General features: G+C 27.1%; 11 protein-coding genes. 10 read left to right on the top strand and 1 reads right to left on the bottom strand.

The features are described from left to right. From drmB to SM9_RS05850, 5 genes are all read left to right on the top strand, one after another. Positions 1-1,839 carry a DUF1998 domain-containing protein gene (gene drmB, locus SM9_RS05870; RefSeq protein WP_058739252.1) on the top strand — a complete coding sequence of 613 codons (1,839 nt, stop codon included), beginning with the start codon at positions 1-3 and terminating at the stop codon, positions 1,837-1,839. A gap of 23 nt (positions 1,840-1,862) precedes the next feature. After that, positions 1,863-3,044 carry a hypothetical protein gene (locus tag SM9_RS05865; protein ID WP_058739251.1) on the top strand — a complete coding sequence of 394 codons (1,182 nt, stop codon included), beginning with the start codon at positions 1,863-1,865 and terminating at the stop codon, positions 3,042-3,044. 26 nt (positions 3,045-3,070) lie between these two features. After that, on the top strand, positions 3,071-4,408 hold the full coding sequence (locus SM9_RS05860) for a TIGR02710 family CRISPR-associated CARF protein (protein WP_058739250.1): 1,338 nt from the start codon (positions 3,071-3,073) through the stop codon (positions 4,406-4,408). 206 nt (positions 4,409-4,614) lie between these two features. Continuing rightward, positions 4,615-5,025, top strand: a complete 411-nt coding sequence (locus SM9_RS05855) for a hypothetical protein (protein WP_157064676.1) — start codon at positions 4,615-4,617, stop codon at positions 5,023-5,025. Positions 5,026-5,179: 154 nt separating this feature from the next. Then, positions 5,180-5,680, top strand: a complete 501-nt coding sequence (locus tag SM9_RS05850) for a hypothetical protein (RefSeq protein WP_157064675.1) — start codon at positions 5,180-5,182, stop codon at positions 5,678-5,680. A 94-nt stretch (positions 5,681-5,774) separates the two neighbouring features. Here SM9_RS05850 and SM9_RS05845 read toward each other — a convergent pair whose 3' ends face one another. Continuing rightward, a complete protein-coding gene (locus SM9_RS05845; RefSeq protein ID WP_058739247.1) occupies positions 5,775-6,188 on the bottom strand; it encodes a DUF1232 domain-containing protein in 414 nt (137 codons plus the stop codon). A 72-nt stretch (positions 6,189-6,260) separates the two neighbouring features. Between SM9_RS05845 and SM9_RS05840 the strand changes: the two genes are divergently transcribed. The 5 genes from SM9_RS05840 to csm2 all read left to right on the top strand — a co-directional run bounded on the left by SM9_RS05840 (position 6,261) and on the right by csm2 (position 14,625). Continuing rightward, a complete protein-coding gene (locus tag SM9_RS05840) occupies positions 6,261-8,963 on the top strand; it encodes a PHD finger domain-containing protein (RefSeq protein WP_058739246.1) in 2,703 nt (900 codons plus the stop codon). A gap of 182 nt (positions 8,964-9,145) precedes the next feature. Next, positions 9,146-10,396 carry a TIGR02710 family CRISPR-associated CARF protein gene (locus SM9_RS05835; protein ID WP_058739245.1) on the top strand — a complete coding sequence of 417 codons (1,251 nt, stop codon included), beginning with the start codon at positions 9,146-9,148 and terminating at the stop codon, positions 10,394-10,396. A gap of 60 nt (positions 10,397-10,456) precedes the next feature. After that, positions 10,457-11,686, top strand: coding sequence for a TIGR02710 family CRISPR-associated CARF protein (locus tag SM9_RS05830; RefSeq protein WP_058739244.1), 1,230 nt, complete (start codon positions 10,457-10,459; stop codon positions 11,684-11,686). A 58-nt stretch (positions 11,687-11,744) separates the two neighbouring features. Next, complete coding sequence (gene cas10, locus SM9_RS05825) at positions 11,745-14,168, top strand: type III-A CRISPR-associated protein Cas10/Csm1 (RefSeq protein WP_058739243.1); 2,424 nt, start codon at positions 11,745-11,747, stop codon at positions 14,166-14,168. A 4-nt stretch (positions 14,169-14,172) separates the two neighbouring features. After that, the gene (csm2, locus tag SM9_RS05820) at positions 14,173-14,625 is read left to right on the top strand and encodes a type III-A CRISPR-associated protein Csm2 (RefSeq protein ID WP_058739242.1); all 453 of its coding nucleotides are present in this window, start codon (positions 14,173-14,175) and stop codon (positions 14,623-14,625) included. Positions 14,626-14,627: the final 2 nt, after the last annotated feature.

Raw genomic sequence — 14,627 nt, 5'->3', positions numbered from 1 at the left:
ATGAGTTTAAATAAACAAAAAATCAGAAGGTCACAGTTTGTTCTGGTTTATGGTCCGGGGTCAATAATTGAGGGACCTAACGGATCCAGATTAATGCCTTCTCTTAAGGCATTGGGTGAAGATAATTGTAATGATGCATTTTTTACTAAATATGAAATTAAAGATGTTCGTATGAGTTATTTGCTAAACATGGAACATGAAAATGATAAAGTGGAATATCATTTACTTTCAATTCCTTCTAACGATTCAATCGATGATGATGAACCTCGTGTAATCTATTCTACAGCAATGTTTCCAATGTGGCATTTGTGTTTTAAAAGAAATCCTACAATATTATATTTTCATAAAATGAATGATGAACACTGCAGTGCGTATGATGAAAAACTATGTGTGGGTTGTGAAAAAGAAAAAAATCCTAATGTTCGTTTTGTTAGAGCATGTCCAAATGGCCATCTGGATGAAGTTTATTGGTATTCTGAAGTTCATGGTGGAAAAAATAGTTGCTTAAATAAAAATCATTTCTATTGGAAAGCTTTCGGAAGTGCTTTAGAGGACATTGTCATAGAATGTCCGGTTTGTGGTGAAAGTACCAATATGAAAAAAATATATAAGAATAAAGTGCAATGTAGTGGAAGAATTCCGGAAAATGAAGAATTTTTCGGCACAAAAATTTTATCTCTAAAACCTGTTCGTCCAAGACGATGTAATGAGAAGATGAGTGTTATTCAGAAACAATCATCATCTTTAAGATTACCTTATACAAAAACACTTCTTAAAATTCCGACGTTTGATGAGTCAATACTGGATTTATTTAATATTTCTCAGTTTAAAGCATATATGGATGCATTGAGTAATGTTGATGATATAGAGTCATTATTCACAAAAGAAAAATTCAAAGATGCTGTTTTAAAGTATCTTGAACCTGATGAATTTTGGATTTTGGAGGATTATCTTGAAAAATATAAAATTTCTGATTTATTTAAAGAGTATCGTGACGTTGACCGAAGAGATCCATCATTTACAAAAGCTGTTGATGAAGAGTTCCATGCTATAAAAGGTGAGAAAAAGGACAGTGCTAATTTTTCAAGGTCTGATTTTATTCCATACTATTTGAAATGTTTGGACTATGAATTTCCATTGAAAGTTTCAGCAATATATAAACTTACAACCGTAACTGCCCAACTTTCATATCAAAGAAAACCTCATCCATCTAAAAACAGCAACCCTGATGAATTTGATGATGAGTATAACTTCATTCCTATAGGCTATGAGGATGAAGATGTCGAACCTCATAAAATCTGGTATCCAGCATACAAGGGTGTAGGTGAAGGAATTTTTATAACTTCAGATGAGAATCCGTTTGATTATGCTTATGGTTTGGATGAAACGATTGAAAAATGGAAGACATACAATATTAGTGCATTCTCTGACAGACCGGAAACAGAAAACCCGTTATTTATCTGGTGGCATACATTGTCACATGCAATAATTAAGAGTTTATCTTTATCATGCGGATATTCATCTGCTTCATTGCGTGAAAGGGTTTATTTGGATGAAGAATCAGAACAGGGGGGTATACTGATATACAATACTTCTCCTAGTGATGACAGTGGAATGGGTGGTCTTGTAGATTTAGTATTTGATGAAATTGAATTTAAGAAAGTATTGCGAAATGCCATGAATACTTTATTGGTTTGTTCCAATGATCCATTATGTTCTTCTGTAGAATTAGAAGATGGTGCATATAATGGTTCTGCTTGCCATAATTGTTTATTGATATCTGAAACATCTTGTGAACATTCAAATCAATTATTGGATAGAAACTTTTTTATAAATTAAAATTTATATATGGGAGTAAAAAAATGACTGATGAAATTAAAGATGAACTTTCAGAGGCAAAAGCTCTTTATAAATCAAAAAAATATGATGAAGCTTTAGAGAAATATGAAAAAATTTATTTAAAAAATTCGGAGGAATTCGGGAAATGGGATAAAATTTTTTACAGCTGGTCCATTTATCAATTACATGTAAAAAATTTTGAGGATGAAACAGAATTAATTGATTCGGCAAAATTGATAATGAATCTAACCACACAGAGTGATTTAAATAAAACTTCAACATGTGCCTACACTTTATCAGTTTTTAAAGTTTTAGATTATTTCTATAAAAATGAAGAATATGCATGTCTCTTGGATTGGTTGGATAAAATTGATTTTACTCTTTTAGATTATAAACCTTATAAAACCAATGGCCGGTTATATCCATCTAGAAAAGAAAAATATTTCAATTATGCTTCAAAAGCATATTTCGAATGCAAAGATTATGGTAATTGTATATTGATTTCTGATAAAGCTTTAAGAGAATTTAATATATTTACTAATGATAGTGATGTATGGTTTAATTGGAGAATAGCAAAATCATTAAAAGAGTTGAATCAATTAGATAAGGCTTTAGTCTATTTGGATAAAGTTTCAAAGGTTAAAAAGGACTGGTTTATTCCAAAGGAAATTGCAGAAAATTATTTTATTTTGGGTGATGAAAAAAATGCAATCAAATATGTTGCTGATGCAATTTTAACTGATGAACCGGCAAATATTAAAGTTAATCTTTATCATTTAACATATAAACTTTTAAAGGATGATGAACCGGATATTGCGCTTAAACATGCAGAACTTGTTTCAGCAATCAAACTTGAAAATAATGTTGCACTTCCAAATGATATTGATAAATTGGATATTGATGAGAGTAATTTGGATGTGGATGAATTGGAAACTCAAATTAAAGAGTATTGGTTAGAAAACAAATTCAAAAACCAAAAATTACTGCGCGGTATGATAACAAAATTACATGATAATGGACGGTCAGGTTTTATAACATCTGATGATTATGAAAGATATTATTTTAATGTTTCTGAGTTTAAAGATGATATTTTGTCATTGGGTGAGGGATTATATGTTTCATTTTATACTCAAAAAGGATTTGATAGGTCAAAAAATAAAGAGTCTATTGAGGCAGTAAATATTCATATTGATAATATTAATTGATTCATTTAATTATGGGGTGATTAATCATGCAGAAAGCTTTAATAATTCATGTAGGTGATGCATACGGTCGTTCTGTCAAATCTATAGAAAAAATTAAACCAAACCTTGTTTATTTTATTTATGATGAAAAATATAAAAATATTATTCAAAAGATAATTGAAGAATCAGATGATTCATTTGAAAAAAGAGAATGTCTAATAAAAGATTTTCAAAGTATTTTGGAGTCATATGAAAAATCAAAAAAAATATTTAAGGAACTAAAAAATGAAGAATATGAAATTCATGTAGGAATTTCTAATGGAACAAAAGCTATGGTTGTAGGACTGTCTCTGGCATCAGTTGGATATGAATGTGAATTTTCATATGTGGGATCTGATGAAGATGGTAGGGAAAATGGTAATGTTAAAAAAGGCCATGAAAAAGTCTTTGATGAATTCCATCCTATGAAACAGCTTGCAACGATTGAAATCAACAGGGCAAAAAGATATTTTAATAATTATCAGTTTAGTGAATCTTTATTTTATTTTGAAAAAGCAAAGGAATCATTATATAATGCTGAAAGAATGGATATGTATATTAAAATTGTCAAATTATATCAGATATGGGATAAATTTGATAATATGATTCCATATTTTAATAATAAGAATGATTATTCAGAAACAACACTGGGTTATTATTTAAAAACTATGATTCAAAAAGAGATAAATGATGATGAAAACCTTAAAGAATATTTTTATAAAAATGAAAGAGATTTCATGAATCAAATGGATAAAAATATAAAATTTTTAGAAAATAAAATTTCTAATAAAGGAAAAATTATAGAAAAAGATATTTATTATTATTTACCGGATTTATTGAATAATGCTCAAAGAAGAATAGAAGAAGAAAAATTTGATGATGCAACAGCAAGATTATATAGAATCGCTGAATTAATTTCACAAATACGATTATATGAACATGGGTTCATTGAAAAAAACCGATTAAAGGATAATAAAGTATTTCATATTCCTAAAGAAGAATTGGTCAGTAAAAGTAATTTAAAATCTTCGCAATTTATTTCTCCCAGACCAGATTTTCAGAATTATAAAAATGAAACACTTAAACTTTCATTAAAGGAAAATTTTGAATTATTATGGTGTTTTGATGATGAAATAGCTATTAAATTTTTAAAAGATAAAAAACTTGATAATTTATTGTCTAATCGAAATAATTCCATTTTAGCTCATGGATTAATTCCCGCTGATGGCGAAAATGCTAATTTGTTATTCGAAAAATTGATTGATTATTCTAAGAAAACATTCAGTGAACTGGACGAATGTATGGACAATGCCAAATTCCCAAAATTTAGAGATATTTATGATTAATAAAATATTATTTAGTAAACACGATTATTTAATTTTAGAAAATATGATAAATTAATTGGAATTTGTATAAAATAATAAATTTTAAAAAATTATATTTATTTATATGTAATTGGTGGTGATAATATGAGTAATGATAAGTGTGTTCAGACTCCAAAAAAGAATATTGAATATCCTTTTTTGCATATGGTATTTTTAAACCAGGGCAGTTGGCATTTTCGGAAATTGAAGATTATGTTGATGAAATTTCTTACAGTAGCATAGATTATCAAATGTATATACGAGATGGAGTTCCTTTAATTGATGAAAAAAAGAACAACAATTTTAAAACATATGGTTATTTGATTAAATTTAAAAAAGGTTCTGAAAAAAAAGCTTATGATGTTATAAGCAAAACAGAACCGTTTGATTTATATGAATGGATGGAAATAACATGTAATGGTGAGGACTGTAAAGTTTTAAAAGGAAAAGATATTGAAAAGGGAAGTTCTCTTCCAGAAGATACTACCGGAGAATTTTATGGACATTTTGATTCTTTATTCAATGAAGCTTTGGAGTTAATATATAGTTTAACTAAAAAACGAATATTTAATCCAAAACAAGTTTTAGTTCAGATATAAAAAGTTTTTTTATTCTTCAGATGCATTATATGTTATTATGGGTTGCAATCGATAGATTTAGCAGTTTAAAATATAATAAAGACAAAATTTATCTAAATAATCGTCGTTTTTCTAATGAGCAAGTTTTCATTGAAACTTTAGAAAAATCTGGATATTGAAGAGAGATATTTATACAACAGATAATTTGAAGAAATTTCATTTATCTGGAGATATTGAATCAAATTGGGCAATAAATTATTATTATAAAGTACGTTGCAATATTGTACATAGGGGAAAAACTTTTTATAATGATTATGATGATGTTCTTAACTCTATTAAAGAATTATCCAATATATTTAGAAAATTTCTGATATCTACTTTTAACATAGTTACAATAAATGATATAAATTTTTTTATTCCTTATGGTTTAAAAGAAGTGCCGAATGATAATGATTTGGTGAGAATATTTAAAAAAGATGAAACTAACTTTATTAAAGGAATTCCTGATTATTCTATTGAAATAATGGATTTATCCCAAATAAAACATGATAATGGAATTTCAGTTAATTCTAAAGAAATCTATAAAATAGATTCAAAATTATTTTATATACGGATTAACGGTGATTGTGCAGATAAACGTAAAATTATTAATTATTTAAATGAAAACTTAAAATAAATTTATTAAAAAAGTTAAAAACTAAATAATCGATTAGAAAAAATATATTTAATAGAAATATTTTTTCTAAGGATTTGAGTAAATCTGGTATTAATTATAAACCAATATAAGCAATAATACTTTCCACTTCATCATTATTTAAAATCTCTAAAGATTTCATCTCACACTCTTTAACAATAGGCTCTACTTCAAAATTGGAATTTTCCTGCAAAAACTCGTACCCGTGCCTCTCCGCAACCATTTTCAAAACATGAGTTGCTAAATATATGTCATCAATATATCCGTAAGGACCGTAAATCTGCTCGGATATCACATCATCAGGCGTTACATAATAAGCTATTGCACCGCAAATAGGCAGTCTTAAACTAACATCAATATCTGCATTCAACAAATCACATAATAATTTAAATAAATTTGGTCCGTAGTTGATAAAGGATTCATATTCTCCTGTGTAATTGTCAAGATTTTCCAAAAGAGTGTCGTAAAAATCCTTGAATTGTTTATTCATATTAATAATTATTAAAATTATAATATTTAAATATTATATTGTTCCAATATTATATATAACAGGTGAGTAATTTTGTCTAATTTTGATTTTTTAAGGGATTTTGATACTACATTATGGAAGCTTGGAAACCGTATTGAAAAACAGGTTAATATTTCTCCTTCAGGCGTAAAGGCTGATGCAACCACTTTTTTAGAATATATCTTAAAGCAATACTTAAATTCAGTAAATATCCAGTACAATTCAAGAAAGAACTTTTCAGACCAGATTGATGCAGTCTACAGACTGGACGGAATTGCCTATGGATTTAAGGAAAAAATCAAAAACGCCTATAACATGAGAAGCCATATCCATGACAATTTTGAGGATATTGAAAAAAACGAGTATGTTGTGGCCATGCAATTACATGAAAGGCTTTTCTACATTGCCAAGAAGTTCTACCGTGACAGCGACAGCTATGATCAGTACAAGGGAGTTCCTGAATACAAGCCTTTGAAACTTGATTTCAGTGATGATGAAATCGAGCTTTTGGAGATTCCTGATTTCAATGAGATTGTGGAGTTCAAATATGACTACTGTGTTGTGTGCGGTGAGCCGAACCATTCAAATTACTCAATTTTTTGTGAGGACTGCAACCGCCAGATTGACAATGCAAACAATTTCATAAGTATTAGAAACAGCTTCGGCAAGGATTCCAAATTCACAAAAGAGGATTTGATAGAATATGGTATTCATGAAGGCTATGTTCTTCCGTTAATCAATTCTTTAGTTAAAAACAACTTATTGAAAGTGAAAGGGAGATTCTATGAATTCAACAATCTAAACATTGAATCATACATGTCAAGAATCGACAAATACATAAGAATAGGTGAATTGATAACAAAATTTCGGGAAGACAAATTATCACCAACTGAAATAAAAGAAACCATTGAATACAGACAAGGTTCTTACAAACAGGAACCTTTCTATCAATTTTTTAAGATAATAAACGAAGAAATCATAAACAAGTTCGAAACAGATCTTTTAACCACTGAAAACATCTGGGACAGTATTGAATACACCACCATCCAGCAAAAGGACTTGAAAAGATGGTATCTAATCCAATTAAATAACTATAAGAAAAATGATATCAATGAATCATTTGTAATATTCAACAGGCTCTTAATAACAGATTATCTAAGTCTTAAAAGAGAAGGAATTAAAGACAGCAATATTGAAAGACAATTAAACATTTCAAAAGAAATGCTTGAATTTTTCCCAAAATTTTATCCTGAATTTGAATCAGAACTGTCACAAATCAAGAAAAACTTGATATTAAAATTGTTAAATGAAGGAAAATCCAAATCTCAGGTTATTGAAGAGGCCGGAATTACCAAAAAGGAATATGATGATTTGGTAAAATACTCCAAATTCAAGGAAAACGAGTTCGCCGAGGAATATGAAAAAATCGTAAATGACAGAAAAGAGCAGCTTCTTATACATTTAACAACAAATGATTTGATAAATTCATGTTTATTAACAAAAATCACAGTTGATGACTTTTATCAGTGGTTAGATGATGCTAAAATCGATTCTGACTTTTACATTAAATCAAATAAAATCCTTATGGACAAATATTTAAATGAGAGAAAAACAGGAAAAACAAAATCTTTAGTCTGTGAAAGCATTGCTTTGGATGAGTCAATAGTAGACAAATGGTTAAAAAGAAAAAACAAGCTATTTGATGAATTTAAAGATAAAAACCTGAAGATTATTGTTGATTTGGTTTTAGACGGATTTAAGAATAACCAAACTAAAAAAGAGATTTCACAAAATGTTGAAGTTTCAGTAAATGAAATCAACCGCTTTTTGCTTTTAGGCGAAAGAGGATCAAAAATATATTCTGAATTATATGATTACTATGAAAATGAAGTCATACCAAAACACCTCCAAAGATTTTTAGTGGAAATTAAAAACAAACCTTTTGCAAAAGCATTAAACCATGTTGATTTAACAAAAGATGAGTTAATTCATTATTATCAAACTAATGATGATTTTCATGACAAATATCTGTCATTTAAGATGGAGAGATATGTTGAAGGGATACTTGATGGTCGAACCCATGAAAAGTCACTTAAAAAATCAAATTTATCTAGTGAAGAATACCTTCAATTAAAACAAAAAATCGATGAAATATTATTGCATGAAAGGATGGAAATAGTCAAAAAAGAAATCCTAAATGACAGTAAAAGTGATGCTGCTTCAAAACGTGCCGGAGTAACATTTGATGATGTATACGACTGGTACCATAAAGGTAAAAGTGATGATGAATTTAAGGAATTTTCAGAGTTTTTCTATGACCATTACATAGAGCCTAATGTATTGTGGGTAAATAAGCTATTGGGTGAAAATCATCCTATGGATAAAATTCTAAAAATATTTGATATTAACTTCATTGAAAAGGATTTAGAAATATGGCAAAAAGAAGGACTGATAAATGCTGAAGATGTCATTGTTGATTTAAATGATGATGCGGATGAAGACAAAAAAATATCAATTATTGATTCACACAACTCAAAGATATATTCTCATGAATCCAGTGAAAATACCTGGGGAAGTGATGATAAAAATTCTGATTTATACAATACTGTAAAAGGAAATATTGATGAGGATGATGAAATAAAAAGAAAAGATATATTTTTCAATCAGAAAAAAGTGTCAAAAAGTTTCAGTATTCTGAAAAAAGATGAAAAAGATGTTGAAAAACTTAAAAAAGAGATTTTAGGAAATAATAATTAATTTTTAATTTAATATGTCCTATATTGATAAATATCAATGGTTTTGAAATTCTTATTAGTAGAAAAAATATGGGGGTGCTGTTTAAATTATCATGGATGATGTATGGAGAAAAAAGAATTAAAATTAGATTAAGAATAATTTGATATGGTTTTATGATTTAATAATAAAATTAGGTGAAATAAATGCTAAAGGAAGATAGAATTTTATTTATGACTGTGGGAACGGGTGGAAAAGAAGTTAAAATATTGGTTGATGGGCTTTTTAAATGTATTACGCAAACTAAAGCAACTTATGTTGTATTTTTCACTTCAGATTCATCAAAAAATACTGTAAATTTAATTAAAGAGAAATATTTGAAAGAAAAAAACAAAGAATTAGACTTTTCGCATTGTATTAATTTTAATGATAAGGACGTTGATAATTTTGATATAATTTTTGAAAGTTTTAAAAATGAATTATTAAAATTTAATGATGAATATGAAGTAATTATTAATTATACTTCAGGTACGAAAACTATGACTATGACTGCAGCATTAATTTCTACATTATATAATAAAGAATTGGTAGCTATAACTGGAGAAAGATATTCTAATGGGGAAAATAAGAATTTAATCATTGAAGGAACTGAAAAAATTGATTATTTGAATTTATATAAGTATCATGATATTATTTTAATAAGAAAACTAAAAGAATTATTTAATAATCATCGTTTTGAATCTGGAGAAATTATATTGGGCGATATTACAGGATTAAACATTAATAAAAAAGCTTACTTGAAATTATTCAAATTTTATTATTTTTTTGATATAGTGAATTTCAAAGAAGCATTTAATAATTTTGATTATCAATTATTTAAAATTAATTTTCCTAAATTTTCAGGTCAATTAGAACTTAATAAAGATTCCTTAGATATAATTTTGGGAAATAAATCCTGTGAAAAAACAATTAAAGATTTATATATATTGGCCAGTATCATTAATAATGCGAAAAGACGTGCTGAAGAGAAAAAATATGATGATGCAATAGCCAGATTATATAACTCTTTTGAATTTATAGCTCAAAGCAAATTGAAAAATGAATATGAAATTGATTCATCGGATGTCGATATTAAAATTCTTGAAAATTATTCTATTCCAAAAAAACATATGGACAAATATAAAAGAATGAAAGGGAAAATTAAATTATCTTTAGAAAGAGATTACAGATTATTAAATCAACTGAATGACCCTTTGGGTAAGTATTATATGAATCATATTAGCCATATTCGAAAGATATTGGACACTAGAAATCATTCTATTTTAGCACATGGCATTAATCCACAAACTAAAAATAATTATGATAAATTTCATGATTTGGTGTTCGAATTTATTGATTTGTTCTGTGATGATTTTGAAATATATCTTGAAAAAACAAAATTTCCAAAGTTTGAATGAAAAAATATTTAATGAAGTTAGTTAATAAGGCTTAAAATAATTATTAAGGAGGAATTAAATATGGCTCGTAAAAAAACTGTTTTGTTAATGACTGTTGGAACAGGTGTTGGCGGTGATGAACATAAAAAGAGTTTGGCTCATGGACTTATGTCTTCAATTGAACATCACAATCCCAAAAAAATAATATTCTTTGGATCTGATGAATCTAGACAAACAATTTCATTTATTGAAGATGAATTAAATGAAGACTATAATGGGTTTGATTTTATTCATATAGAAGAGGTTGATAACTTTAAAGATTATTTCAATGCAATTAAAGTAAAAACAGAAGAATTTAATGATGAAAACGTTATCATTGATTATACTTCAGGTACTAAAACAATGTCTGTTGCAGCAGCATTCACTTCAATGGTATGTCATAAAAAATTGGTTTCTGTTGTAGGTAAACGTGATAAAGGTACTGTAAGTTCTGGAACTGAAACAATTCGCACACAAAATATTTATCCAGTATATGATGAATTGCAGTTAGTAAAAATTAAAGAATTATTCAATTCAAATCGTTTTGAAGCAGGAAAATTACTGTTAAATGAAATAGTTGAATCAGATGATAAAGAAGTATATGAAGGATTATTTGATATATATTATAATTTTGATAACATTAATTATGAAGCTGCTTTTAAATTGTTCACTATTGAATTTCAAAATAAGGTTATTTCAAAATTTCCGGAGCTAAAAGTTCAGTTATCACAGAATAGAATGGCATTGCAAACAATTGTGGATAAAAATCATAAACTTCGATGCCAATGTATTTTAGCAAGTCTTTTAAATAACGCTAAAAGAAGATTTGATGAAGGAAAATATGATGATGCAATTGCAAGGTTATACCGTTCTTTTGAATTGGTAGCTCAAATTAGACTTAAAAATAAATATGACATTATTACTTCAAAAGTGGATTTGGAATCTCTTAAAAAATACGGATTAACTGATGATTATTTAAATACTTTAGATTCATGCAGATCTGATTTAAATGATGATGTTAAAATTGGCTTAATAAAAGATTATGATTTGCTTTTAAATCTGGATGATGATTTGGGTATTTTTTATGCTGAAAATGCTAATGAAATTTTAGAGTGTTCAAGCCATCGTAATAAATCCATTTTAGCTCATGGTTTGAGTTTTCAAACAAAGGATGATTATTTGAAATTTGAACAATTAGTATTGGAAGCGGCAAATATTTTATTTAATGATTTGGATAAGTATTTAAATCAAACCCAATTCCCTATTATTTAGATAATTTTAAATACATTTATACACAAAGTATTAATAAGATTTTAGGAGGTGTCATTAAATGGGAGAATACCTTAACTTAAAATTTGCAGCACTATTTAAGGATATTGGTAAATTTTATCAAAGAGCTTATTCAAATGAGCCCAGTATTTCATATGATTCTAAATATGAAAAGTTAGATGATGATAAAATTTATGGTACACATAATAAATGGTCTGCTGATTTTGTAAAAGATTATTATAATAGTCAAATTGAAAATTTAGTGCTTAATCATCATCTAAATAATATTGACGATAATATGCTTTGGATACTTCAAAACGCTAATTACCGTCCAAATTCAGATAATCGTATTGATGAATCAAAAACCTCGAATAAACAATTAACTTCTATTTTTTCAAATATTGATATTCTAAAAAAAAGTTCATATTCTGAAATGTTTGTTCCATTAAAAGAATTGGACTTGTCTGAAGAAATTTATCCTACACCAAATAATACTGAATTAGATTATAACTCTTTATGGAAAAAATTTAAAAATGAGTTTGAATCTATTCCAAATTTTTATGAATTTGAAACAGTTTTAGCTATTGTTAAAAAGTATACTTATGCAATACCTTCTCTAACTTATTTGGATGAAGATGATGTTTCTTTATATGATGATATCAAGACATCTGTTGCATTGGCTAATTGTAATTATTTGTTTAATTTAGAAGATAATGATGAAAAAAATATATACACCATAATAAATGGAGATATTTCAGGGATACAAAATTTTATTTATAGGGTTTCTTCACCAAAAGATGCTCAAAAAGATATGAGTAAACGTTTAAGAGGTAGATCACTTTATTTAACTTTATTATCTGAAGCTATTACTTCAAATATTATTCATTCATTAGATTTAGATTCAACTAACATTTTATTCTGTGGTGGTGGAAGATTTACTATAATTGCGCCAAATACTAATCAAACTGATGAATGTATCAAAAGAATAAATGATGATATAAATAGATTTTTCATTAATGAATTTAATGCTGAATTATATCTTGCTATTGAATCTGTTGATGCATCAAATGAAGATTTAAATAACTTTAATGATATTTTATCTTTATTGAATGCTAAATTATCTGAAAATAAAAAGCATAAATTCCAAGGCAAATTGGAGGAATTGTTTAGTTTATCTTCTAAAACCTGTAAAGTAAAGGATTTATGTCATGTTTGTGGGAATCAAACAACTAACGAGAGTTTTTGTGATACTTGTGAAAGTCATGTTAATTTAGGACGTGATGTTGCTAATGCCAAATATCTAATTAAATATTCTGGTAAAAAATTACCTGAATCAAGTTTTTATAATTCTGATTTAGAAATTGGTTTTATTTTCTCTAAGAAAGATATATCCAAAATATTGGATAAAAACTCTGATGTTAAATTTTATGTTTACAAGTTGAATAACACGGAATTTTTGGAGTATGCAAACACTGAAAATAATAATGTTTCATTTGATTTTAAATTCCTTGGAAATAATGTGCCTTCAATTAATGATAATATTCTATATTTTGAACATTTAGCTCAATGCAGTAAAGGCTCAAAAAAACTTGGTGTTTTAAAGATGGATGTTGATAATTTGGGAAAAATATTCTCACAGGGATTTGATAAATCAATTAACATATCTAAAAGTTCATCTTTAAGCTTCAATATGGATTTATTCTTTTCAGGTTTAATAAATAATATAGTCAATGAATTTAAGGTTTATACTGATTGTGATGATTCAAATAATTACAATCATGTTGGAAAAATAACTTTTGAAAATGACAATAAATCATATGATATTTTCAAACCAAAAAATAGATCTGATATTTCAAGTAAATCAAATGGAATTTCAACTATTTATATAAATTATTCTGGCGGTGATGATTTACTTGTTGTTGGACCATATGATGATATTATTGAATTTGCACAATTATTTAGAGATAAATTTAAAAAATGGACATGCAATAATGACTCAATAAATATTTCAGCTGGAATTAAAATTTATAGTTCAAAATTCCCTATAGGAAAAGCTGCAATAATGGCAGATAATGATTTGGAAAAATCAAAAGAATGTGGTAGGAATAAAATAACTGTATTTAATCAGGTATTGGCTTGGCATACTGATGGTGAAGTTTACCCAGGTTTTGATAAAATTTTTGATTTTTCAAAAAAATTAGAGGAGTTAAGAGAATCGGGCAAACTTTCAGCGGGTTTTGTCTATTCTTTATTGCATATGTGGGAACATAAAACAGACATTGGTGAACTTAATGAATATAGTGCTGAATCTTGGGAGGAATACAATATATCTAAATTTTCTAAAAAAGCATATGTTCCTAGTTTATATTATAAATTAAGAATTATAAAAAACAAACAACTAAAAGAAGAATTGAAAGATGAATTATTAGAATTTATGCCATGGATTAGAGTTCCGGTTTCATGGAGCAGTTTAAGATTAAGGTGATATTATGGCTAGAGATAATAACTCTAAAAACAAGAAAAATAAAAATATTTCTTCACCGAAAGTTGATGAATTTAAAATTAGAAATGAGAATAAAGATTTTTATAAAATTACCATAGATGAAATTACAGATGATAATGGTTTGGCTTATGAATTAGCCGAGGCATTTATCGAAGATGTATCACACACTCAATTAAGAAATTATTATGCGCATATTAAAAAAATTGATAGATATTCTAATGAATGGAGTGAAATCAAACCTCAATTGCTTTTATTAAAACCTAGATTAGCATCTAAGTTAGCACAGGAAAAAATATCTTATGGATTTTATAATTTTATGGAATTTTGCATTGAAAAAATTAATCAAGGAACTGATGATGAAATAAAAGAAAAAAATTTTGAACGTTTTGTTCAGTTATTTGAATCTATTGTGGCTTATCATAACTATTTGGGGGAATAAAC

Origin of the sequence: Methanobrevibacter millerae, from assembly GCF_001477655.1 — an archaeon.
Lineage (GTDB): Archaea > Methanobacteriota > Methanobacteria > Methanobacteriales > Methanobacteriaceae > Methanocatella > Methanocatella millerae_A.
Note: the sequence above shows the minus strand (reverse complement) of the source record. Positions and strands in the feature narration are given on the sequence as shown.